Origin of the sequence: Sorangium sp. So ce321 (genome assembly GCF_051530195.1) — a bacterium.
Taxonomy (GTDB): domain Bacteria; phylum Myxococcota_A; class Polyangia; order Polyangiales; family Polyangiaceae; genus Sorangium.
In genome coordinates this window covers 11,096,045-11,118,843 of sequence record NZ_CP150329.1, presented here as the reverse complement: position 1 = coordinate 11,118,843, position 22,799 = coordinate 11,096,045, and the positions used below count along the sequence as shown (strand labels likewise).

The window sequence follows — 22,799 nt, the reverse complement described above, 5'->3', positions numbered from 1 at the left end:
CGCGTCGGGCGCGCACCAGGTCCTGGCCCCGCAGCCAGCTCGGGTCTGTTATATCGGTGGTCCGTGGGAGACCTCACGGCTCCTCCCACCGAAAGGAAATACGCGCGATGGTGATCCCTACTCAGACCATGACACCGCTCCGCTCCTCCTTCCTCTGCTCCATCGCCGCCCTCGCGCTCGCTGCGTGCGGCGACACCTCCGACCCGCCGACTGACGGCCCGGAGATCAGCACGATCGCCGAGGCGCGCGCCGTCGCCCTCGACGGCGAGACGACCGTCGAGGGGTTCGTCACGGTGGCGCCGGGCACGTTCTCCTCCGCGACGTCGGAGCAGGGCTTCGCCATCCAGGACGACTCGGGCGGGGTTTACGTCAGCCTGCCGGAGAAGCTCGACTTCGCCCTCGACGAGAAGGTGCGGGTGACCGGGCGCGCTGGCGAGATGGCCAAGCTGCGCATCATCGCGAGCTCGCCAGCGCAGGTCCAGCGCGTCGACGGCGAAAGGACGGTCGCGCCCGAAGACGTCGCCACCGGCGATGTCAAGGAGCCCGTGGAAGGGCGCCTCGTGCGCGTGTCCGGCATGGTGAGCAAGACGTTCGAGGACGACTCGCCCTACGGCTACAAGCTCTACATCGACGACGGCTCGGGGGAGATCCAGATCTTCATTCATATATCGGCCGGCTTCAAGGCCGCCGATCTCATGGGGATCGCGATGGGCGACAGCCTCGCGGTGACGGGCTTCACGTCGCAGTACGAGGATACGTACGAGGTGGCTCCTCGCGCGCCAGCGGATCTGCTCAAGGCGCAGTGAGCGGTGACCTCGAGATGGCCGGCCGTCGATCCGGCCACCTCGCGGCGTCGGCCTCACTTCCAGTTGACGGTGGCCCACCCGTGGGCAGGAATGCTGAACTGGAGCTTCTTGCCGGCCACGCCGAGGGTCGTCGCCTTCACTGCGTTGCCGGCATTGTAAAGAACCGTGACAAGGGTGCCGTCAGGGTTCTTGAAGGCCAGCGCGTCGCCGCCGGTCGTGCCGACGCGCATCGCTCCCGGGTCGACGTACCCGGAGACGTGGCGAAAGACGTGGTACGCGGGGGTGACGTTCAGCGTCTTCGTGCCCGTGTCGACGGTGAGGAGCGCGTTCTGGGGCCACGGCCGCTGCGAGTCCAGGTTCTTGCCCGCCGTGTCCAGCACCATGTTCCAGGCGCTGTACGAGGTCACCCCTGCCTGGATCCAGTCCCGGATGAGCTTCCAGCTCTCCTCGGCGTAGGCGTGGTCGTTCGGCGCCGCGCTCGCGTTGAACGGCGGCATGCCCGCAGGGTTCCAGGGGTAGTTGCCGCACTTGTGCTCCGTCTGCACGATCGGCAGATTGCGCGACCTCAGGCCGGATACGCTGCTCAGCATGTTCCACTGCAGCCCGAAGCCCTTGACGTACCGCATCGCGGTGGCATCGCCGGTCACCGCGCTGATGATCGTCCCGTCCTTGCCGCTGTCGGCGTTGGACATCGTGCCGAGGTAGACCTCGGTCGTGAGCCCCCGCTCGGCCAGCGTCGGCCCGAGGTACGTGCCGATGAACCTGGCCATGAGCGGCCCCGTCCACGTGCAGCTCGGGTACCTCGTCTCGTAGTTCGGCTCGTTCTGCGGGTGGACGGCCTCGATGGTGATGCCCTCGTCGGCGTACGCTTCAACGAACTTCGCGAAGTACAGGGCGTACGCCTGCAGGGTGTTCGCGTCGTCCTTCATCCTGCCGCCATCCATGGCGCCGTTGCTCTTCATCCAGGTGGGGGGCGTCCAGGGGCTGGCCCAGAGGTGGAGGCCGGGCCTCACGGCGAGCGCCGCCTTGATGTACGGGATCAGCTTCTCCCGGTCCCGATCGATGGAGAAATCCGCCATCGTGTGATCGTTCGGCGTCTCGTTGAGGGTATAGCGATCCATCGCGTAGTCGCTGGCGCCGATGGGGATGCGTCCATAGATGAACGCCGCTCCCTCCTCCGTGTCGAAGAGGAGCTTGATAGCTCGCGCCCTCTCGGAGTCGCTGAGCATCGAGAGCACGTTCCAGCCCGCCTCGTTGAAGGTGCCGCCGAAGCCGTCCCATTGCTGGTACGTCATCGCGTCGTTGACGGTCACGTCGGCATTGCCGTCCGTCACTTCCGTCGGCGCCCCTGTCTTCCAGTAGTCGTTCGGGCCGGAGGTGATCAACACAGGCTCGATCAGGGGGGGCCCGCCGCCGGTGGATGAGCCGCCAGCGCCGCCGTCGCCGGTCGGATCGCCGCCGGCGCCGCCCGAGCCCGTCGAGCCGCCCGCGTCTGGTCCGCCCGAGGCCGTCGAGGCGCCCGGGCCCGTCGAGCTGCCCGGGCCCGTCGAGCCGCTCGCACCGGACCCGGAGGTGCCCGAGGTGCCCGACCCGCCCGAGCCCTCGGGCTCTGTCGCGCTTGGCGAAGAACCGCAAGCCACGAAGAAAAACGCGAGCAATGCGCCGGTGGTCGAACGTCGTGCTGTGTTCATCGCTGAAGTCCTCGATCCTGGGGGTGCAGACCGGTGGCGGTGCCTGGAGCAGGCGTCCGAGAATCGTCGTGCTATATGCCCAGGAGGCTCCGAGGTGATCTGAGCAGGGCCACGTTTTCTGAGCGGACCGATATCACGGCAGGTGATGTTGCGTGGCGATCATGGACCGGCGCTGGCCGGCGGTGTCGAACCAGCGCGCCAGCTCGAGCCGGCCGTCTCGCCACGCCCGCTCGGGCCAGCGGAAGTCGAGGTAGCCCAGCGCGCAGGCGGCCGAGACAGCGCCGATGTCCGCGAGCTCCCTCGATAGCGTTCCGGCGTCGCGCTCCAGCCGGTCGAGACCGGCCTCGATGGCGGCCGCCTGACGCTGCATGACGCTGCTCGATCGCTCATCGACTGGGCGATGCTCGTCGGCGAAGAGGCGTCCCGCGGCCGCGCTGATGCCGTCCGCAATGCCCTGCCGGAGCAAGGCGCTCCACCGCGCCTCTCCTGGCGCTGGATACAACGTCCCGGCAGCGATGTGGTCCAGGTATTCGCAGATGAGCGCGGACTCGAAGAGCACCTGCCCGTCGTCGCGGACCAGCGTCGGAACCTTGGCCAGCGGGTTCAGGGACCGCAGCTCCGCGTCCGACCAGGGATTGACCAGCACGAGCTCGAGGCGATCCCCGAGCTGCAGCTCGTGCGCGGTGACCCGCACCTTGCGGGCAAAGGGGGACGTGGGAGCGTAGAAGAGCTTCATACAGACCGAGCTCGCCAGCAGGGGCAGGAAAAGCAAAATGTTCGAGGATGTCAAGGGCGCTGCGCTGCTCGCCTTGGCAGACGGAAGGTTCCTGGCGCGAGCCGCCGAGGCCGCGAGCGCGCTCCTGCCCGGCTGCGCTCGCGGTGTGAGGGGCCTTGTCGGCGCGCGTCATGGCGACGTCAACCGGAGGTTGACGTGGTTGACGACACCCGTGTTGATCGAGAGGGGCTATCGCGTCCACCTCCTCGAGGCGCACCGACAGCAGGACGGCCGGGCCGCACCGCGCCGGGCGGCACACCCGTTGCACAGGTGATGCTCAACAAGGATCGCTGGGACGACCGGACCGGGACCACGAACCTCTGGATCGATCGCTGTGCGTCCACGAACGGCGCCGGCGGCCTGTTGTCCCGGTCGCATTTCAAAGGAGCGAGGTTCCATGTCGACGAGAGCATTGATTGCTTCTGCCCGGCTCCGCGCCGGGCTCCTGATCCCCGCGCTTTCGCTCCTCTGGGCGTGCTCGGCGCAGCCCGGCGAGGGGGCCTCCGACACGGGCGGTGGCACCAGCGAGCCGGGCGGGAGCACCACCATCGGCAGCTCGGGGAGCGGGTCTGTCGGCAGCGGCGTGACGAGCTCGAGCGCCGCAGGGGCGGGCAGCGGTGGTGCCGGCTCCGGCAGCGGCGCGACAGGCGGTGTGACGAGCTCGAGCGCTGCCGGCTCGGGCAGCGGCGGCGACGGCTCCGGCAGCGTCGGAGCTACCTCGAGCGGCGCCGGAGGCGGCGGCGTCATCCCCACGGGCGACCCGCTGGACATCCTCAGGGAGTTCACGCCGGCGGACGAGGAGATGGCCGAGGCCTACGAGGGCTATATCACCGAGGAGGTCGGACCGCTGACCTACGCCACCGAGGGGACTGGCGCCGCCCGGACGATATCCCAGACCCTCTTCGTCCCTCCCAATGCGGTGTACGACGGCAAGGGCGAGACGCTGACCGCCGACGTCGCCGCCATGAAATGCGACATATCGAAGGGTGAGCAGGCCGAGAGCCAGCGGCCGTTCTTCCTGCTCGCGCCGGGGGCCAGCGTCAAGAACGTGACCATCGCCTACCCCGGCTGTGAGGGGATCCACATGATGGGCGACAACGTCCTCGAGAACATCACCTGGGAGGACGTCGGAGAGGACGCGGCGTCGGTCCGCAGCTACTTCCCCGGCGGGGCCATCACGATCAAGGACAGCGAGGGGTACAAGGCGTCCGACAAGATGTTCCAGTTCAACGCGCCCTGCGACGTCCGGATCGAGAACTTCACGGGCGCCGAGATGGGCAAGCTCTTGCGCCAGAACGGCGGGACGGAGTTCGAGCTGAAGCTGGACCTCAACACCGTCACGGTGACGGGCGTCGTCTCGGCGGTCGTGCAGAGCGACAGCCCGCTCTGCTTCGTCCGCCATCACAACCTCACGTACGAGTTCGTCGGCTCGGGCGACAAGAGCGACCGCGTGTTCCGCGATGTCCCCCCGGAGAACGTCACCGAGTACTGAGCCTGGGTCCCACCCCCTGGCAATGTATAAAAGAGGCTGGGCGAGCGACCGATGACCACGTCGGCCGCTCCCGACCCTGCGCCGGGCGAGCCGCCCCTCAGTCGATCGCGAAGGTCGACAGGCGGGCGGCGCCACGGAACACGAGGTACACGTCGTGTCGCCCGTACGCGCCATCGAGCTCGGCATTCGCGGTGGCGTATGCGTACACGTCGCCCGTGCTCGGCACGACGGCGGTCCCGACCACCTTGCCGCGGACCGGATCGTCGATCCGGATCTCGACGAGCGCGTCGCCCGCCTCGGCGCGGGCGAACCCGCCGCTGAAGTGGCGGGCACCGCTGCCCAGCTCGACATCGGAGAAGCGCAGCCAGCCGCCCGCGGTGGCGCCCACGGCCTCGCCCCACTCCTTGCTCTCGTCGACAAGCTCGATGCCGGCGTAGTCGTCGAAGTCGAGCGCTCGCGTCTCGCGGGCGAGGTCGCGGGCCGGGATGCGCTCGCCGCGCACGCGCACGACAGCGCTCCGGCGGATGTCGGCCGAGGAGGAGCCGACCATCAGCTCGACGCCTGCCGCCTCGAGCACCCAGCGGCTCCGGGTCACGTCCCAGTGGGCCAGGTCGGACGCGGCGAAATCGAGCTCGACCGTCCGCTTCTCGCCCGGCGCGAGGTGGACCCGTTGAAACGCCCGCAGCTGCCTGGCGGGCTGCGGATCGCGCGACGATGGCTGGCGGCTGTAGAGCTGAACGACCTCGTCGCCGGCCCGCAGGCTCGTGTTCGTGACGTCGACGCGCACCGAGATCGGGTCGCCCGCCTGGACCGACCGGGCGCTCAGCTGGAGGTTGTCGTACCCGAAGGTCGAGTACGACAGCCCGTACCCGAACGGATAGAGCGGATCACCGTCGAAGTAGAGATAGGTCCGCCGGGCCTTGATGATGTCGTACTCGAGGACATCCGGCAGGTCGTCCGCCGAGCGGTACCAGGTCTGGGTCAGCCGCCCGGCAGGATTGTGGTCGCCGAAGAGGACGTCGGAGATGGCATGGCCGGTCTCCTGGCCCGCATGGGTGGTCCACAGGATGGCGGGGACGCGGAGCTTCTCCCACGGGATGGTCAGCGGATAGCTCGTCTCGAGCACGAGGACGGTGCGCGGATTGGCGGCGACGACCGCCCGTACCAGGGCGGACTGCCGCTCGGCCAGCGCCATCGACGTGCGGTCGTGATCCTCCCGCCCGTTGATGAACGGCATGCTGCCGACGACGACCACGGCGGCGTCTGCGCCTGTCGCCGCGCGCACGGCTTCGTCGACGCCGCTCCGGACGACGTCGATCGCGAAGTGGGCCGCGTTGGCCGCGTCGGTCGCGGTCAGGGCGAGCGCGCCGTCCTCGGCGATGGTCAGGTAGACCTCGGGGCCGGCCCAGTCGAACGCCTTCTCGTAGCCGGCGTAGCGGATGACGTGCGTGCCGTCGCCCTGCGGCTCGAGGGCGAACTGCTGCTGGACGAACCAGCCGTACGGCTGGGCGGCGCTGTTCGCGAAGTTGGCGCCGAAGTTGAAGCGGTCGACCACCTTGCCGTTGGCCGCGCTGCGCAGCGTGACGATGCCCTGCCCCCAGTCGAACACGTCGAACTCCTCGGTGGCACCCGCGCTGGCCGCGCTGACGCGCAGGACGTCCCCGTCCTCGTCCGCGCCGGCGGTCACGTAGCGGCCGCTCGCCACGTCGCGCAGCACGATCCGGTCGACGCCCTCGCTGGAGAGGACGGTGGCGCCGCCGAGCCGCTCACGGATGCCGGAGAGGGGCGTGACCCTGTACGGGAGCGCCCCGGAGTACCAGTCCGTGTAGAGCGTGTCCGAGAGCGGCCCGACGACCGCGATCCGCCGCGTGGCCGACGGGTTCAGCGGCAGGAGGCGACGCCTGTTCTCGAGCAGCACCACGGCCTCGTCGGCGGCCTGGCGGGCCAGCTGGCGGTGCGCCGGGCTGTCGATGACCTCGGGCCCGATGCCGGCATAGGGACCCCCGTCCGGGTCGAAGTCGCCGAGCCGGAGGCGGACGGAGAGGACGTGCTCGACGGAGGCGTCGATGTCTTCCTCGGTGAGGAGCCCTTGCGCGAGCGCCGACTGGAGGATCGCGATGGTGGGCGCGCTGTTGGCGTCGTCGACGGTGAAGCTGTCCACTCCGGCCAGGAGCGTGGCCGCGAAGCCCTCCTCGTTCGTGGCGAAGTACTGCTGCGAGCCGGTCAAGTTGGTGGGGGCCCAGGCGTCGGACACGTTGTAGAGCGTCTTCTGCGTCCAGCTCCGCACGACCTCGCCGACATCCGGGTTGACGGTGGCCGGCCTGCCGTTGACCAGGTTGTAGGAGGTCATGACGCCGGTCACGGCGTCGGCGGCGATGGGAATCTTGAAGGCCAGCTCGTCATACTCGTGCTTCACGCGGGGGCGCAGGTTCGACGACGTGGTGTCACGATGGATCTCGTTGTTGTTGGCGAGGTAGTGCTTGATGACCGGCGCGGTCTTCAGGTAGAGCGGGTCGTCCCCCTCGAGGCCGCGCCCGTAGGCGGTGGCGATCACGCCGGAGAGGAGCGGGTCCTCGGAGTAGCCCTCCTCGTTGCGCCCCCAGCGCGGGTCGCGCAGCAGGTTGACCACGGGCGCCCATACCTGCAGACCCCAGACGCGCGGGGCGAGCGCGTGATAGCCGCGCACCTCGTCTCCGACAGCCTCGCCGACCTGCCGGATGAGATCCGGGTTCCAGGTCGTCGCCAGGCCGATCGCCTGCGGGAACACCGTGCCGGTCGCCGTCACGACGGCGCCGCCGTTGTCGCGATCGGTCGACCAGGCCACCCCGTGCAGCGCCTCGGTGCCGGCCTTGAAGTCCGGAACGCCGAGCCGCGGAATGGGAGGCTGGAACTGGTGCAGGAGCGAGAGCTTCTCGTCCAGCGTGAGCCGGCCGAGGAGATCGCTGACGCGGACCTCGATCGGCAGACCGGGATCCTGGAACGGCAGCGCCTCACCCGCGCTCGAACTCGAGGGGTGAAACACCAGCGCGAGGACGAGCGGAACGGAAGCAGCGATTGAGCAATATCTCTTCATCGGTCGTCTCCTTTGGGGCCGGGCGCCGTGGGCGAGCCCTTCTCTTCCAGCGTGATGACCAGCTCTCCGCGGGCCGCCCTGACCAGCGCTCCCAGCGGGTGCTCCGCGCTCTCCCCGCCTTCGACGGCCGCGACGCGGCGGTTGACGAGCAGAACGCTCCAGGCCCCCGGGGCGCCCGCGGCCTCCACCCGCACCACCGGGCCCTCCCGGGACGTGGTGAACGTCGCGCCCGCGCCCCCGTCCGCAGCCGGGATCGAGGTGGTGACGCGGGCGCCGTCCGCCGGCTCGTACACGCGCAGCGTCACGCCATTCGCGTGGTCGTAGTCGGGGCGGTCCTCCACCGCGCCCTCGGGGATCACCGCCCCCGGCCGGACGAGCAGCGGCACGCTGTCGAACCCGTGGCGCTCGCGCACCCAGCGGCCGCCCTCGACGCGCTTCCCGGTGAGATAGTGCGTCCACACGCCGCGCGGCACATAATAGGAGAGCTCCCCTTCGGCGGAGAAGACAGGCGCCACGAGCAGGTCGTCGCCCAGCATGTACTGCCGCTCCAGATGCGTGCAGGCCGGGTCGTCCGGGAACTCCACGACCATCGCGCGCACCATCGGCGTGCCCTCGCCGTACGCCTGCCGCGCGGCCCCGGCCAGATACGGCATCAGCCGCATCTTCAGCCGGGTGAAGCGCCGCAGCACCTCCACCGACTCCTCGTCGAACAGCCATGGCACCCGGTAGGAGCCGCTTCCGTGCAGACGGCTGTGCGACGACAGGAGCCCGAACGCGACCCATCGCTTGAACACCGCCGGGTCGGGGGTGCCCTCGAACCCGCCGATGTCGTGGCTCCAGTAGCCGAAGCCCGTCATGCCCAGCGACAGGCCGCCCCGCAGGCTCTCCCCCATCCCCTCGAACGTCGACTCGCAGTCTCCGCCCCAGTGCACAGGGAACTGCTGCCCGCCCGCCGTGGCCGAGCGGGCGAACACGACCGCCTCGCCCTCGCCGCGCCGCTTGCGCAAGAGCTCGAACACCGTCTGGTTGTAGAGGTGGGTATAGTAGTTGTGCCCGCGTTCAGGGTCGGACCCGTCGTGGTAGACGACGTCGGTGGGGATGCGCTCGCCGAAGTCGGTCTTGAAGCAGTCCACGCCCATGTCGAGCAGCGCGTCGAGCTTGGCGGCGTACCACGCGCGGGCCTCGGGGTTGGTGAAGTCGACGATGGCCATGGCCGGCTGCCACAGGTCCCACTGCCACACGTCGCCGTTCGGGCGCCGCAGCAGGTAGCCGCGCGCCCTGCCCTCCTCGAACAGCGGCGAGCGCTGCCCGATGTAGGGGTTGATCCAGACACAGATACGCAGGCCGCGCTCCCTGAGCCGGCGCAGCATCCCGGGCGGGTCCGGGAACACGCGCGGGTCCCACTCGAAATCGCACCACCGGTACTCGCGCATCCAGAAGCAATCGAAATGGAACACGCTGAGCGGCAGGCCCCGCTTCGCCATCCCGTCGATGAACGAGGTGACGGTCGCCTCGTCGTAATTGGTGATGAACGAGGTGGACAGCCACAGCCCGTACGACCAGTCCGGCACGCGCGCCGGCCGCCCGGTGAGCGCGGTGTACTTGCGCAGGATCTCCCTCGGCGTCGGCCCGTAGATGAGGAAGTAGCGCATCGACTGGCCCTCGATGCTGAACTGCGTCCGCGACACCGCCTCGGAGGCCACCTCGAACGACACGCGCCCGGGATGGTCGACGAACACGCCGTAGCCCGCGTTGGTGAGGAAGAACGGCGCGTTCTTGTACGCGTGCTCGCTGGACGTGCCGCCGTCGTTGTTCCAGATGTCCACGACCTGGCCGTTCTTGACCAGCGACCCGAACCGCTCGCCGAGGCCGTACACGAAGTGGTCCACGCCGAGGTCGAGCTGCTCGCGCACGTAGTGGCGGCCGTCGTCGGTGTCGATGATCGCCATCGCCTTCCGCGCGCTGCCGGTGAGGCGGCGGCCCCCGGCCAGGAAGTCCAGCCTCCACCCCTCGCGGCGCCCGATCCGCACCGACAGCGCGCCGGAGGTCAGCGTGGCCGCGTCCTCGTCCACCTTCACCTCCCCGGTCGGGTCGGTGGCGAGCTCGAACGCCGGGCCGCGGGGCCGCTCGCCCGCGAAGTGCGTGATGGTGACGCCGATGACGTCGGGCATCGGGGACGCGCAGGTGACGGTCACCACCGGTCCCTTGAGCAGGTCGCCGCGGTGCCGGATCCGCTGGACGGGCGCCTGCACGACGAACGACGCCGGCCCGGCATCGACGTCGACATCGACGTCGAGGACCTCCATCGGGTAGAACGCGTGCACACCCTTGCACATCTCCCAATAACCGTCAGTGAACTTCATTCTTTGATCGCTCCTGCTGTGAGTCCGCGCGACAGCGTGCGCTGGAAGATGAGGTAGAAGACGACGGTCGGCAGCAGGCCGAGCAGCGCGGCGGCGCTGGACATGGTGGCGTCCATCAGCCGCTGTCCCTGCAGCACGCCGAGCGCGACCGAGACCGTCTGGTTGTCGTTGGAGATGAGGAAGATGAGGGGGATCAGGAACTCGTTCCAGGTCCAGATGAAGAAGAAGACGAGCATCACCGCCAGCGTGGGCCGCACGACCGGCACGACCACCCGCCACAGGATCTGCCACCGGTTGGCGCCGTCTATCCGCGCCGCGTCCAGCAGCGGGCGGGGGAACGCCGACATCACCGACGACAGCAGGTAAGTGCCGAACGCGCTCTGGATGACGGTGAACACGATGATGACGCTGATCCGGGTGTCGTAGAGCCCGAGCTGGTTGGCCAGGTAGTACAGCGGGTAGACCAGCGACTCTTGCGGCAGCGTGTTGGCCATCAGCAGCAGGACCAGCACCCACATCCGGCCCTTGATCCGGCCGATGCCCAGCGCGTAGGCGTTCAGCACCGACAAGAGGACCGCCAGCACGGCCACCGAGCCGCTGATGAGCAGGCTGTTGAGCAGGACGTCGCCGAAGCCGACGCGCTCCCAGAAGGCCCTGATCCCCTCGAGATGGAACCCCTCCGGCGGGGCGAGCGGGCCGTTGGCGGTGTACTCCGCCGGCGTCTTCAGCGCGTTGAAGACCACCACGGCGAAGGGGATCAGCATGACCGCGGCCAGCGCCGCCAGCGCCGCCAGCACCGCGTAGGCCGACGGACCCCGGCGGCGCCGCCGCGGCCGGCTCCGCGCGGGTGCGCTCACCGGGCTTTGGGTCAGCGTCGTCGTCACCGCTCCTCCTCCAGCTCACGGCCCTGCAGCCGCAGGAAGACGATGGTGAGCGCGATGACGATCAGCGTCAGCACGGTGGCGATCGCCGAGCCGTAGCCGACGTCGGTCTTCTCGAAGAAATGGATATAGGAGTAGTAGGACGGCACGTTGGTCGCGCCTCCCGGGCCGCCCCTGGTGAGCACGAAGATGTGCGGGAATGCCTTGAGCGCGGCGATCGTCGTCCACAGCAGCACCACGAAGATCTCGGGCCTGATCTGCGGGATCGTGACGTACCAGAAGCGCTGCGCCCACGAGGCCCCGTCGATCTCGGCCGCCTCGTACAGCGAGGGATCCACGCGCTGCAGCCCGGACATGAAGATCACGAGGGGGAATCCGATCTGGATCCAGACCATGACCCCCATGACGCTCCACAGCGCGGTGGCGGGATCGCCGAGCCAGTCGTGCGCGAGCGAGCCGAGCCCGATCGCGCCCAGCAGGACGTTCACCGCGCCGTTCTCGGGGGCGAGCAGCCAGCTCCACACGATGCCCGCGATGACGATCGGCAGGACCTGCGGCAGGTAGATGCAGGCGCGCAGGGCGCTGGCGGCGCGCGGGCCGAAGTGCCGGTCGATCAGGTCGGTCAGGACGGAGGCCAGCACGAGCCCGATCATCGTCGGGAGGATCGCCATCCCGACGATGACCAGCGCGTTGTGCCGGAACGACGCCCAGAACTCGCTGTCCGTCGCCAGCTCACGGTAGTTGTCGAGCCCCACCCACGTCGGGGTGCCGACGCCGGCCCACTCGGTGAAGCTGGTCCCGATGTTCATCAGGAACGGCACCCCGATGACCCCGGTGAACAGCAGCAGCCCGGGGATCAGGTAGGGCAGGTAGGCGAGCCGATCACGCCCTGTCGAGCTGCGTGCTGTCACTTGGGCAGGCCGCTGTCGTAGGTCTTCTGGAGGCCGCTGAGCACCGACTGCGGCGGATCGCCGTTCATGAGCTTCTGGGTCTGCGAGACCCACTGGTCGTAGAAGCCCGGGGCCGGCCAGTCCGGGTAGTACGCCAGGCCGTTCGACTGGGCGAGGGTGGTGAAGCCGTCGATGAGCTTCCTGGCCCTGGGCTCGGTGATGGCCGAGCTGTCGGCCGCGACCGGGACGCCGCCCGCGTTGCCGAGGATGTTCTGGATCTTCTTCTGCAGCGTGATGTCGATGAAGTCGTAGGCGAGCTGCTTGTTCTTCGAGCCCTTCGGGACGACCCACAGGTTGCCGCCCGATCCGAGGGTCATCTTGGCGCCGGGCCACACGAAGGTATCCCAGTCGAACTTGGCCTCCTTGGCCACGCGCCCGAACCACCAGTTCCCGGAGAACATCATCGGGAACTTGCCGCTCATGAACGCCACCCCGGCGTCCTCGCCCTTGGTGCTGACCGAGCTCTTGGCGATGTAGCCCTTCGTCACCCAGTCGGCGAACGTGGTCGCCGCGTAGGTCCAGGCCTGGTCGGTGAAGTCGGTTTTGCCGGTGTAGCGCTGGAACGCGTTCACCCACGGCTGGTCGGCCTTGTCCAGCGCGAGCTGGTAGACGTACTGCTGCGCCATGTACTCGGCGCCGCCGTTGGCCAGCGGCGTGACGCCCTTGGCGACGAACGCGTCCATCACCTTGGTGAACTCGTCGAACGTGGTCGGGACGTTGACGTCGTGCTTCTTGAACAGGTCCTTGTTGTAGTAGACCTGCGTGTACTCGGCGTAGGTGGGCACCCCGTACCACTTGTCGCCGCCCATGATGCCCTTGTCGTCGTACTTGGCGACGACCTGCACGCTCTGGCTGAGCAGCTTGTCCCAGCCGCGCTTCTTGACCTCGGGGGTGATCTCCTCGAGCAGGCCCTGCCTGGAGAGCAGCCCGGCGGTCGCGTTGCCCTTGTTGTACTCCATGACGTCGGGGGCGCTGCTGGAGTTCACGATCATGGGCGCGGTCTTCTGGATCTGCTCGAAGCCCTTCAGCTCGAGCTTGACCTTCACGCCCGGATGGGTGGCCTCGAACTCCTTGATGGCCTCGTTCCAGGCGACGCCCATGCCGCTCTCGGGAGCCTCGTAGTGCCAGACCCGCAGCTCCTTGCCGCCGGGCTCGCCGTTATCGCTGCGACCGCACGCGACAAGCGTCAGGGACCCTGCGGCGAGCATGGCGAGCAGCGCTGCGCCCGTGACTCTCTTGATCATAAATTTCCTCCGTGGTGAGAAACGGACATCGGCCCTCCTTTTCGAAGCGCTCCGAGGGCAGGGATGATAAACCACATGTGAACGTTCACACAACAGGGAAACCAGACAAAACGCTCGTCACATGTTCATCTGGGAGAATGTGGGTGACCGTCGCCGCGAGGCGCACCGGGAGGCAGCGCCCATGACGACCGTGGGAAGAGTGAAGCCGTCGAGGCGCCGAGAGGACGCAGGGAGTTCGCTCCTCGCGGCGCCCTCGGCGTCTCGGTGGTTTGTAGTTCTCCCGTGCTCGTCCGAGCACCGATTGGTCGCCTGTAGCTCTCCCCTCCGAGCGCCGCACCAGGGCGGGGACGCCCGTCGCGTCCACGTCCTCGCCGGGCACCGCCGCCGCCCGATCGAGCGTGCCCTTGTCCGGCAGCGCGGGGACGAGCTTCCGCAGCTCCGCAGCTCCGCGGCGGGCCGGCAGGGGTCCGGCGGCGGCAGCGACAGCACCGTGCTGGCCTTGGCCGGCGCCGTCGGGGATGGCGGCCGAGGTGGCACAGGACCGGAGCAGGCGAGGACCAGCGCCAAGATGTCTCACGCGGCGATGAATCTGGATTGTATCTGGGATACCGTAGCAAAAATTCATAAACTCACAGGAGAGTAATATGGAACTGGGATTAGAGAACAAAGTCGTCATAGTCACCGGGGGCGCCAGAGGTATCGGAGAGGGTATCGTACGAGCGCTCGCGGAGGAGAAGGCCATTCCGGTGATCATCGGGCGTGATGAGAGCGATAACTTGAGGGTATCTCAATCGATCGTCTCGAAAGGGTCCAAATGCGGATACGTGACCGCCGAGCTTACGTCGAATGACGCATGTAGGCGGGCCGTCGAAGAGACAATGTCAAAATTCGAAAGGATCGATGCGCTCGTCAACAATGCCGGTGTAAATGATGGCGTGGGTCTGGCTTCGGGGAGCTATGAAAAATTCATCGACTCGCTTCACAAGAACCTGATCCATTATTATTTGATGGCGCACTATTCGTTGTCGGAGTTGATTCGCGGCAAAGGTTCGATTGTCAATATCTCATCGAAGACGGCCGAGACAGGGCAAGGCAATACCTCCGCATATGCGGCCTCCAACGGAGGGCGGAACGCGCTCACGCGCGAGTGGGCGGTGGAGCTTCTGCCCCACGAGGTCCGGGTGAACGCTGTGATCGTCGCAGAATGTTATACCCCGTCGTATGACACCTGGATCAAGACCTTCCCTGACCCGGAAGAGAAATTGAAGCTGATAACCGAAAAAATTCCACTGGGAAAACGAATGACTACAAAGGAAGAGATCGCCGCGATGGTGGTCTTTTTGCTCTCGCAAAAGTCCTCGCACATCACGGGACAGCTCATTCATGTGGATGGAGGATATGTGCACCTCGATCGTGCACTGCTTTGATCTGATGCGTCATGGCGATTACGGCTGCAACTGATCCTTGCACCACTGAAGCAGCCCGGGGATCAGGCAGGGCAGGTAGGCGAGCCGGGCACGCCCTGTCGAGCTGCGTGCCGTCACCTGGGCAGGCCGCTGTCGTAGGTCTTCTGGAGGCCGCTGAGCACCGACTGCGGCGGGTCGCCGTTCATGAGCTTCTGGGTCTGCGAGACCCACTGGTCGTAGAAGCCCGCGACCGGCCAGTCCGGGTAGTACGCCAGGCCGTTCGACTGGGCGAGGGTGGTGAAGCCGTCGATGAGCTTCCTGGCCCTGGGCTCGGTGATGGCCGAGCTGTCGGCCGCGACCGGGACGCCGCCCGCGTTGCCGAGGATGTTCTGGATCTTCTTCTGCAGCGTGATGTCGATGAAGTCGTAGGCGAGCTGCTTGTTCTTCGCTCCCGCCGGGACGACCCACAGGTTGCCGCCCGATCCGAGGGTCATCTTGGCGCCGGGCCACACGAAGGTATCCCAGTCGAACTTGGCCTCCTTGGCCACGCGCCCGAACCACCAGCTCCCGGAGAACATCATCGGGAGCTTGCCGCTCATGAACGCCACGCCGGCGTCCTCGGCCTTGGTGCTGACCGAGCTCTTGGCGATGTAGCCCTTCGTCACCCAGTCAGCGAACGTGGTCGCCGCGTGGGTCCATGCCGGGTCGGTGAAGTCGGTCTTGCCGGTGTAGCGCTGGAACGCGCTCACCCACGGCTGGTCGGCCTTGTCCAGCGCGAGCTGGTAGACGTACTGCTGCGCCATGTACTCGGCGCCGGCGTTGGCCAGCGGCGTGACGCCCTTGGCGACGAACGCGTCCATCGCCTTGGTGAGCTCGTCGAACGTGGTCGGGACGTTGACGTCGTGCTTCTTGAACAGGTCCTTGTTGTAGTAGACCTGCACGTACTCGGCGTAGTTGGGCACCCCGTACCACTTGTCGCCGCCCATGATGCCCTTGTCGTCGTACCTGGCGACGACCTGCACGCCCGGGCTGATCAGCTTGTCCCAGCCGCGTCTGGTGGCCTCGGGGGTGAGGTCCTGGAGCAGACCCTGCCTGGAGAGCAGCCCGGCGGTCGCGGTGCCCTTGTTGTACTCCATGACGTCGGGGGCGCTCTTGGAGTTCATGATCATGGGCGCGGTCTTCTGGATCTGCTCGAAGCCCTTCAACTCGAGCTTGACCTTCACGCCCGGATGGGTGGCCTCGAACTCCTTGATGGCCTCGTTCCAGGCCACGCCCATGGCGCTCTCGGGAGCCTCGTAGTGCCAGACCCGCAGCTCCTTGCCGCCGGGCTCGCCGTCGTCGCTGCGACCGCACGCGGCCAGCGTCAGGGACCCCGCGGCGAGCACGGCGAGCAGCGCTGCGCCCGTGACTCTCTTGATCATGAGTTTCCTCCGAGGTGAGAAACGGACATGGGCCCTCCTCGTCGATTCACTTCGAGGGGCGGCATGTTAACCCACGTGTGAACGCCCATACAATTGGATAGAACAAAATAAAGTTCTGGTCATATGTTCAGCTGTGAGGATGTGGGTGACCTTCTCCACCAGGCGCACCTGGAGGCAGCGCCCATGAAGCTCGGGGCCATCCTGCTCGACAGCGCATGGGGCCCCGCGCCTGGCCGGTCGACTCGGATCCCGATCCTGATTTCGCCCGGGTATTCGCGGCAGGCTTTTCGGATACGAGCTTCCTGATCAACGCGAGCTATCCCGGGAGGTCACCCCGATGGCTGTGGCGCCCTCCGTCTCAATGTGCATGAGACAACGCCCCCCATGGGTGTATCGTCGGAGGGCTAGCCCGGAACATTTGATGAAAAAAAGGCAGCCCTCCCGGCAGACGATCCAGGCGCGTTGTGTGCTCCGCGCGCGGACTCTCCCGGCGATGCGCAGCCCCGGCTGGGTCCGGCGACCGCGCACTCCGGCGCGCGCCGGGGCAGGCGGCCCCCGTGAAAGGGGGTTGGCAGGCGGAGCGGTTGCGCCGAAGATGGCATCACGCTGCGCCGTGGGGTGAGGCACACCTCGCGTCACGACAACTCTCTCATGCGTTGGAGCAGGTGGATGAACGTACGACTCGTTGCAGGTCTTTTCGTGCTGGCGCTGTCGGCAGCCGCGGGATGCGGAGACGATGAGGGCCAGGGCGGCGCCGGCGGCAATGGCGGCTCCGGGGGCGCCGGGGGTGTCGGCGGCGTCGACGCCACGAGCACCGGAACCGGCACCGGCGGGAGCGGCGGCGCCGAGCCCACCGGCACTGGCGGCGCCGAGCCGACCGGCACCGGCGGCGCTGAGCCCACCGGCACTGGCGGCGCCGAGCCGACCGGCACCGGCGGCGCTGAGCCGACCGGCACCGGCGGCGCCGAGCCGACCGGCACCGGCGGCGCTGAGCCGACCGGCACCGGCGGCGCCGAGCCGACCGGCACCGGCGGCGCCGAGCCGACCGGCACCGGCGGCGCCGAGCCCACGGGCGGCGGCGGCGCTGAGCCGACCGGCACCGGCGGCGCTGAGCCCACGGGCGGCGGCGGCGCTGAGCCCACGGGCGGCGGCGGCGGCGAGCCCACGGGCGGCGGCGGCGGCGGCGGCGCGCCAGTGGGCGCGCTGTACGACGCCTGCGCGACGGACGACGAGTGCACCGGGGACATCTGCCTCTCCGAAGGGGAACTCGGATACCCGTCCGGGCTCTGCTCGAACCTGTGTGAGCCCACGGAGGAGATAACGCCGGGCGGAGAGTGCGACGGTGGGGTCTGTCTCGACCTCTTCGGTGGCGTGGGCGCGTGCCTTTCGCTCTGCAGCGCGTCGTCGGATTGCCGCGACGGTTATGCCTGCGAGGACATCGGCGGCGGCGTCCGGGCCTGCGCCCCGAGGTGCACCTCGAACGCGCAGTGCCCCTCCGTCGGCGTGTGCGACACCCTGAGCGGCCTCTGCGTGCCCGGCGAGGCGGACTGCACGAACGATGAGGACGACGACGAGGACGGGGACTACGACTGCGCGGACACCGACTGCGCCGCGACCTGCACCCCGATCGCCGAGGCCGCCTGCGCGAGCGCGACCCCCATCGTCTCGACGACGATCAACGGCGACACGTCGGGGGGCACGAGCGGGCTGGAAGGGACCTGCTACCTCGGCAACACCGGGCACGGACAGGAGGAGATCCACCTGTTCACGCCGCCCGCCGGGCAGTCGGGCACGCTCGTGGTCGAGCTCGAGTCGCCGACCGATCACAGCGTCTACGCCCGCAGCTCGTGCGCGGACACGCTCTCCGAGATCGAATGCTCCGACACGGGCTTCCCCGAGGATGGTTTGCCCGACGAAGAGCGGATCGAGCTCCACGTGAGCGCCGGCCAGACCGTGCCGATCGTCGTCGACGCCTACGACGCGGAGGAGAGCGGTCCCTACACGCTGAACGTCAGCTTCACGCCGATCGTGTGCGGCGACGGGACCGTCGACTCGACCGAGGAGTGCGACGACGGCAACACCACGAGCGGCGATGGCTGCTCCGCCACGTGCGCCCACGAGCTCGACGTGCTGTGCGAGGACGCGGTCGATCTCGTCATCGGCGAGAACACGGGCAGCACGGCGACCGGCACGTCGGCGTTCGAGGGCAGCTGCCTCGGATGGTACGCGCCGGAGACGATCCGCAGGTTCACGCCGCCGAGCGACGGCACGCTCACGCTGACGCTGTCCTCCGCGACCGACATGGGCATCTACCTGCGCGAGAGCTGCGCGGACACCGGCTCCGAGGTCGAGTGCGTCGACAACGTAGGCTCCGGCCGTAACGAGACGCTCGAGATCGATGTCCCCGGCGGCGAGCCCCTGTTCGTCTTCGTCGACACCTACAGGCCGAGCGACCGCGGCCCCTACACGCTCACCGTCGCCTTCACCCCCGCTCCCTGAGCGCCCGCGCGCCGTCTCTGGCGCGCCGGGGTGGCCCTCGCCTCGGGACGAAGTTGAGGTGCGCTGCGCGCATGCTCGCCGTCCCGCCCTGACCCGCCGGCCTCACCACAAGCTCGCTGTCGCCCCCTGCGCGCGCTGACCGGCGCCCGCACCCCCAGCCTCACTCCGACGAGGCGGCCGGCGAGGTGCGCGCGACCGAGCACGGCACGCGCCAGCCCATCCGCCCGTGAGGGGGCTGCAGGGGACAGTGGCGCTCTAGACCACCTTTTGCGCGAGTTTGATGCAGACGTCTCTCGTCTTCCGTCTCTCGTCTCTCGTCTCTCGTCTCTCGTCTCTCGTCTCTCGTCTCTCGTCTCTCGTCTCTCGTCTCTCGTCTCTCGTCTCTCGTCTCTCGTCTCTCGTCTCTCGTCTCTCGTCTCTCGTCTCTCGTCTCTCGTCTCTCGTCTCTCGTCTTCCGTCTGCCTTCCCCGTGCGCGTGCGCGTGCGCGTGCGCGCTGATTCCGGGGAATCGCGCACGCGTGCGCGCTGACGCCGGGAAATCGCGCACGCGCACGCGCACGCGCACGAAGGACGAGCACGTAAGACGAAAGACGTAAGACGTAAGACGTAAGACGTAAGACGTAAGACGTAAGACGTAAGACGTAAGACGTAAGACGAAGGACGAAGGACGAAGGACGAAGGACGAAGGACGAAGGACGAGCACGTAAGACGTAAGACGGTGTACCAATTCCGGCTGAAAACCCCTCTAGACGCGCGTCATGCCGCCGTCGACCACGATCTCCTCGCCGGTCATGAACGACGAGTCATCGCTGGCGAGGAACAGCGCCGCGCGGGCGATCTCCTCGCTCGACCCGAGGCGCTTGAGCAGGACTCGCTCGGCGAGGGAGGCATGGACGGCCGCGACCTGGTCGCGCGGCTGAGTCTTTTCGATGATTCCCGTGTCGGTGGGACCAGGGCTCAGGACGTTCACGCGCACGCCGGCGCTCGCGAGCTCGGACGCCGCCGTTCTCGCCAGCGAGCGGACCGCCGCCTTGGAGGCAGCGTAGGCGCTCGTGCCGGCCATGCCGAGGTGAGCGTTGATGGAGGCGTTGAGCACGACGGCGCCGCCGCGGCGCAGGAGCGGAGCGGCCGCCTTGAGCGCGAGCCACGGCCCCTTGACGTTGACGCGAAACACCTCGTCGAAGTCGGCCTCGGGCAGCGCGGCGATCGTGCCCCCGCGCAGGATCCCCGCGTTCAGAAACAGCACGTCGAGGCGCCCGTAACGCTCGCCGACGTGGGCGAAGAGCGCCGCGATGGCGGCGCCGTCGCCGGAGTCCGACTGCAGCAGCTCGATCTCGGGGGACAGCACCGCGCGCGCCGCGTCCAGCGTCGCGCCGTTCCGGCCAGTCGCGATCACCCGCGCGCCCTCGGCGTGAAAGAGCTGGGCAGCAGCGAGCCCGATGCCGCTGGTCCCGCCGGTGATGAGAGCGACTTTACCTTCCAGTTTCTTTTGCATGACATCTCCTGACGTTGATGAGTGAATTATTATGGACAGATCTGTCCAGAATAGGGATGAAAAAATGCCGCTCGAAGCGGCTCGAAAGGGTGGGGGGCGCGAGGGGGCGCGATGCTCAGTCCGAGGCCGAGCGCCCCGCCTTCGGACGCCGCGCGCCGCTGGAGCGCGCGCGCAAGCCGTCCAGCGCCGCGTTCGCCACGTCACGCAGCGCCTCCGCGCTGGCGCCGGCCTTGGACATCACCTTCATGCCGATGATCGCCGCATACAGCAGGCGAGCCTGTTTGCGTTCGTCGACCGAGTCGCGCACCTCGCCCGCCGCCTTGGCCCGCTTCAGCTGCTGCTCGAGCAGACTCTCCAGGCGTGCAGCGCTCGCCGCGCCGACGCGCGAGACGTCCGCGTCGCTCACCCCGAGCTCGCAGACCGCCGTCACCCCCATGCAGCCGAGCAGACGTTGCTCCGCTTTCTCCCTGGAGTAGGAGAGCAACAAGGCTTCGAGCCCGGCGAGCGCCGAGGGCGCAGCCTCGACCCGGGCCACGCTGCCACGCACGCCCTCCGCGTTGTAACGCTCGAGGACCTCGACGAACAACTCCCGCTTGCCCCGGAACGAGTCATAGAAGCTCTGCCGACCGATCCCCATCGCGTGGCGCAGATCCTCCGTCGAGGTGGCCTCGTAACCCTGACGCCAGAACACGGCCTTTGCCGCCTCCAGCGCGACCTCGCGATCAAACTCCTTCGACCTCGCCACCCTGAGACCCTACCATTCTGGACAGAGTTGTCCAGAAAAATCGGCTGCCTTCCGCGCCAGTCGCGGAGCGTGAGCGGCTCGGCGCAGGCGGCGTGCACCGCCGACTAGAAAGGCACTTCCGGGATCGGGACGCGGTCGACCTCGGGCTCCTCCGCCGGCGGCGCGGGAGGCTTCGTTGCGGGCTCGGCGACAGCCGTGCTCGTCGTCCGGAGCCGGAGGGGCGTCGGAGGTCGTGTCGCCGTGGCCGGCGGCGACGGTCGCACCCTCATGTCTCCGGGAACCTTCGCCGCCGGGACCACCGCTGCTGCGATGGGCTCTCCGGGGGGCGTGCTCGGCGGCGGCGCGGGCGGGGACGGCTCCCGCGGGGTCACGCGCGGCGGAGGCTCCGCCGGCGCCTGCGGTGCTGCCGGCGGCGCGGCGGCGGTCCGCTCCGGGGCGTGCGCCTCGGCCGGGGCGACCGCCGCGCGCTGCTGGGGATCCCCGTGGACCGCGCTGCCCCGGCTCACAGCGGCGGTGATGCCGGCGCCGAGGAGCACCGTCGCCGAGACGGCGATCGCCAGCAGCGCGCGCGAGGGCTTCTGCTGCACGGCCTCCTGCGCCATCGACCCGGCGCCGGTCAGCGTCCCGGGCCTCGCCGAGCGCGGCGCCGCCGCCGGCGCGCTGACCTCCACCGCGTGCAGCGGTATCGTCCCGCTGAACCGCGGCCGGGACCAGGTCGGGTTGGCCGACGACAGCTGCAGATCCGGGATCGACGGCGACGCCATGCCCGCGAGCCGGCGGAGCTCCCCGACCATCTCGCCGACCGACTGGAAGCGCTGCGCCCTGTCGCGCGCCAGCGCCCGCGCGAAGAACGCGTCGATCGCCGGCGGCAGATCGGGCGCGAGCTGCGAGGCGCTCGGCAGCGGCGCGACAAGGATGTTCGCGATCACGGCGCCGAGCTGATCACCCTGGAAAGGCAGCTCGCCGGTGACGGCGCAGAAGAGGATGACGCCCAGCGACCAGAGATCGCTGCGCCTGTCGACGTCCTTTTCGCCCCGGACCTGCTCAGGGCTCATGTAGTGGGGCGAGCCGAGCAGCTCGCCGGTGCGCGTCACCTCGTCCGTGAGGTGCGGGCCGGTCTCCTTGACGATGCCGAAATCGAGGACCTTGACGATCTCGTCCTGCTCCTCCTCCACGCGCACGAGGAAGAGGTTGGCGGGCTTGAGATCGCGGTGAACGAGGCCGGCGTCGTGCGCACGGCGGAGCGCCTTGCCCGCCTGCATCAGGATCAGCGTGGCGTCGGCGAGAGACAGCCGGCCGACGCGCTCGAGGCGCGTGCCCAGATCCTCGCCCTGGAGCAGCTCCATCACGAGGTACGGGGTGTCGTCGTCAATGCCATAGTCCTGAACGTAAACGACGTGTGGGCTCTGCAGGCTCGCCGCGATCCTCGCCTCACGCTCGAAGCGGGCCACGAACGTGGACGACGCCGCATACGTCGGGGCCATGAACTTGACCGCGACGGGAGAGCCCAGGTTGATGTGCCGCGCCACCCACACCGAGCCCATCCCGCCGCGCGAGAGCGGACGCTCAAGACGGTACTTCCCACCTACGACGGAATCCGGGGCGTAATGCATGGCGATGGCTTCCTCCTGAGTGCCAAGGGAAGTGGGATGAGCGTACAGGATAAGAAAGGCTCAGGCCATGATGAGCCGGGAGATATAGATAGATTGTCCTTGTGTGCGCGACGTTCCGGGCGCCTTTGCGCTCCACACAGCGTCGCGGCGACTGGCTCGTTGGACGAGCGCCGCGAGCCAGGGTCGGGAGCGGTGCTCCGACGTGGCGCCGAGACGGGCAGTCGGGGTGGACCCGATTGACCGACGCGCTGCTCCCGTCGGGCTCGCTGGACTGCCTGCGTCCGCGCCGTCCGAGGCGGCCGATCGCCGGTGTGGAACTCTCGAGATGGGCCGAGCGCTAGATCC

Annotated in this window: 15 protein-coding genes; 4 read left to right on the top strand and 11 right to left on the bottom strand. The window is 68.4% G+C overall.

The window, feature by feature from the left end:
* Positions 1 to 107: 107 nt before the first annotated feature.
* On the top strand, positions 108 to 806 hold the full coding sequence (locus WME89_RS41145) for a DNA-binding protein (protein WP_438005049.1): 699 nt from the start codon (positions 108 to 110) through the stop codon (positions 804 to 806).
* Positions 807 to 859: 53 nt separating this feature from the next.
* On the opposite strand, the gene WME89_RS41140 is transcribed toward WME89_RS41145, so the two are convergent.
* A complete protein-coding gene (locus WME89_RS41140) occupies positions 860 to 2,497 on the bottom strand; it encodes a glycoside hydrolase family 30 protein (protein ID WP_438005048.1) in 1,638 nt (545 codons plus the stop codon).
* Positions 2,498 to 2,630: 133 nt separating this feature from the next.
* Positions 2,631 to 3,233, bottom strand: a complete 603-nt coding sequence (locus tag WME89_RS41135) for a glutathione S-transferase N-terminal domain-containing protein (RefSeq protein ID WP_438005047.1) — start codon at positions 3,231 to 3,233, stop codon at positions 2,631 to 2,633.
* Between the two features lie 436 nt (positions 3,234 to 3,669).
* Between WME89_RS41135 and WME89_RS41130 the strand changes: the two genes are divergently transcribed.
* On the top strand, positions 3,670 to 4,764 hold the full coding sequence (locus WME89_RS41130) for a pectate lyase (protein ID WP_438005046.1): 1,095 nt from the start codon (positions 3,670 to 3,672) through the stop codon (positions 4,762 to 4,764).
* 97 nt (positions 4,765 to 4,861) lie between these two features.
* On the opposite strand, the gene WME89_RS41125 is transcribed toward WME89_RS41130, so the two are convergent.
* The 5 genes from WME89_RS41125 to WME89_RS41105 form a co-directional block, all read right to left on the bottom strand.
* On the bottom strand, positions 4,862 to 7,837 hold the full coding sequence (locus WME89_RS41125) for a glycoside hydrolase family 3 C-terminal domain-containing protein (protein WP_438005045.1): 2,976 nt from the start codon (positions 7,835 to 7,837) through the stop codon (positions 4,862 to 4,864).
* On the bottom strand, positions 7,834 to 10,200 hold the full coding sequence (gene yicI / locus WME89_RS41120) for an alpha-xylosidase (protein WP_438005044.1): 2,367 nt from the start codon (positions 10,198 to 10,200) through the stop codon (positions 7,834 to 7,836). The genes WME89_RS41125 and yicI overlap by 4 nt, the downstream gene beginning before the upstream one ends.
* Positions 10,197 to 10,964: a carbohydrate ABC transporter permease gene (locus WME89_RS41115; RefSeq protein ID WP_437628124.1), complete on the bottom strand. Its 768-nt coding sequence runs from the start codon at positions 10,962 to 10,964 to the stop codon at positions 10,197 to 10,199. The genes yicI and WME89_RS41115 overlap by 4 nt, the downstream gene beginning before the upstream one ends.
* Positions 10,965 to 11,080: 116 nt before the next feature.
* Entirely contained in the window at positions 11,081 to 11,992 is a 912-nt protein-coding gene (locus tag WME89_RS41110) for a carbohydrate ABC transporter permease (protein WP_438005043.1), read from the bottom strand.
* Positions 11,989 to 13,275: an ABC transporter substrate-binding protein gene (locus WME89_RS41105; RefSeq protein WP_438005042.1), complete on the bottom strand. Its 1,287-nt coding sequence runs from the start codon at positions 13,273 to 13,275 to the stop codon at positions 11,989 to 11,991. The genes WME89_RS41110 and WME89_RS41105 overlap by 4 nt, the downstream gene beginning before the upstream one ends.
* A gap of 644 nt (positions 13,276 to 13,919) precedes the next feature.
* On the opposite strand from WME89_RS41105, the gene WME89_RS41100 reads away from it, so the two are divergent.
* Entirely contained in the window at positions 13,920 to 14,702 is a 783-nt protein-coding gene (locus WME89_RS41100) for an SDR family oxidoreductase (RefSeq protein ID WP_438005041.1), read from the top strand.
* 113 nt (positions 14,703 to 14,815) lie between these two features.
* On the opposite strand, the gene WME89_RS41095 is transcribed toward WME89_RS41100, so the two are convergent.
* On the bottom strand, positions 14,816 to 16,102 hold the full coding sequence (locus WME89_RS41095; protein ID WP_438005040.1) for an ABC transporter substrate-binding protein: 1,287 nt from the start codon (positions 16,100 to 16,102) through the stop codon (positions 14,816 to 14,818).
* A gap of 669 nt (positions 16,103 to 16,771) precedes the next feature.
* On the opposite strand from WME89_RS41095, the gene WME89_RS41090 reads away from it, so the two are divergent.
* Positions 16,772 to 18,601 carry a DUF4215 domain-containing protein gene (locus WME89_RS41090; protein WP_438005039.1) on the top strand — a complete coding sequence of 610 codons (1,830 nt, stop codon included), beginning with the start codon at positions 16,772 to 16,774 and terminating at the stop codon, positions 18,599 to 18,601.
* Between the two features lie 745 nt (positions 18,602 to 19,346).
* On the opposite strand, the gene WME89_RS41085 is transcribed toward WME89_RS41090, so the two are convergent.
* The 3 genes from WME89_RS41085 to WME89_RS41075 all read right to left on the bottom strand — a co-directional run bounded on the left by WME89_RS41085 (position 19,347) and on the right by WME89_RS41075 (position 22,454).
* The gene (locus tag WME89_RS41085) at positions 19,347 to 20,096 is read right to left on the bottom strand and encodes an SDR family oxidoreductase (protein ID WP_437659154.1); all 750 of its coding nucleotides are present in this window, start codon (positions 20,094 to 20,096) and stop codon (positions 19,347 to 19,349) included.
* A gap of 115 nt (positions 20,097 to 20,211) precedes the next feature.
* Positions 20,212 to 20,841 carry a TetR/AcrR family transcriptional regulator gene (locus WME89_RS41080; RefSeq protein WP_437620241.1) on the bottom strand — a complete coding sequence of 210 codons (630 nt, stop codon included), beginning with the start codon at positions 20,839 to 20,841 and terminating at the stop codon, positions 20,212 to 20,214.
* Positions 20,842 to 20,945: 104 nt separating this feature from the next.
* Positions 20,946 to 22,454 carry a serine/threonine-protein kinase gene (locus tag WME89_RS41075; RefSeq protein ID WP_438005038.1) on the bottom strand — a complete coding sequence of 503 codons (1,509 nt, stop codon included), beginning with the start codon at positions 22,452 to 22,454 and terminating at the stop codon, positions 20,946 to 20,948.
* Positions 22,455 to 22,799 lie beyond the last annotated feature (345 nt).

Coding starts and splice junctions, on each gene's coding strand:
- WME89_RS41145 (WP_438005049.1), top strand. CDS start 108: ATGGTGATCCCTACTCAGACCATGACACCGCTCCGCTCCTCCTTCCTC.
- WME89_RS41140 (WP_438005048.1), bottom strand. CDS start 2,497: ATGAACACAGCACGACGTTCGACCACCGGCGCATTGCTCGCGTTTTTC.
- WME89_RS41135 (WP_438005047.1), bottom strand. CDS start 3,233: ATGAAGCTCTTCTACGCTCCCACGTCCCCCTTTGCCCGCAAGGTGCGG.
- WME89_RS41130 (WP_438005046.1), top strand. CDS start 3,670: ATGTCGACGAGAGCATTGATTGCTTCTGCCCGGCTCCGCGCCGGGCTC.
- WME89_RS41125 (WP_438005045.1), bottom strand. CDS start 7,837: ATGAAGAGATATTGCTCAATCGCTGCTTCCGTTCCGCTCGTCCTCGCG.
- yicI (WP_438005044.1), bottom strand. CDS start 10,200: ATGAAGTTCACTGACGGTTATTGGGAGATGTGCAAGGGTGTGCACGCG.
- WME89_RS41115 (WP_437628124.1), bottom strand. CDS start 10,964: ATGCTGATCCCCTTCGCCGTGGTGGTCTTCAACGCGCTGAAGACGCCG.
- WME89_RS41105 (WP_438005042.1), bottom strand. CDS start 13,275: ATGATCAAGAGAGTCACGGGCGCAGCGCTGCTCGCCATGCTCGCCGCA.
- WME89_RS41100 (WP_438005041.1), top strand. CDS start 13,920: ATGGAACTGGGATTAGAGAACAAAGTCGTCATAGTCACCGGGGGCGCC.
- WME89_RS41095 (WP_438005040.1), bottom strand. CDS start 16,102: ATGATCAAGAGAGTCACGGGCGCAGCGCTGCTCGCCGTGCTCGCCGCG.
- WME89_RS41090 (WP_438005039.1), top strand. CDS start 16,772: ATGAACGTACGACTCGTTGCAGGTCTTTTCGTGCTGGCGCTGTCGGCA.
- WME89_RS41085 (WP_437659154.1), bottom strand. CDS start 20,096: ATGCAAAAGAAACTGGAAGGTAAAGTCGCTCTCATCACCGGCGGGACC.
- WME89_RS41075 (WP_438005038.1), bottom strand. CDS start 22,454: ATGCATTACGCCCCGGATTCCGTCGTAGGTGGGAAGTACCGTCTTGAG.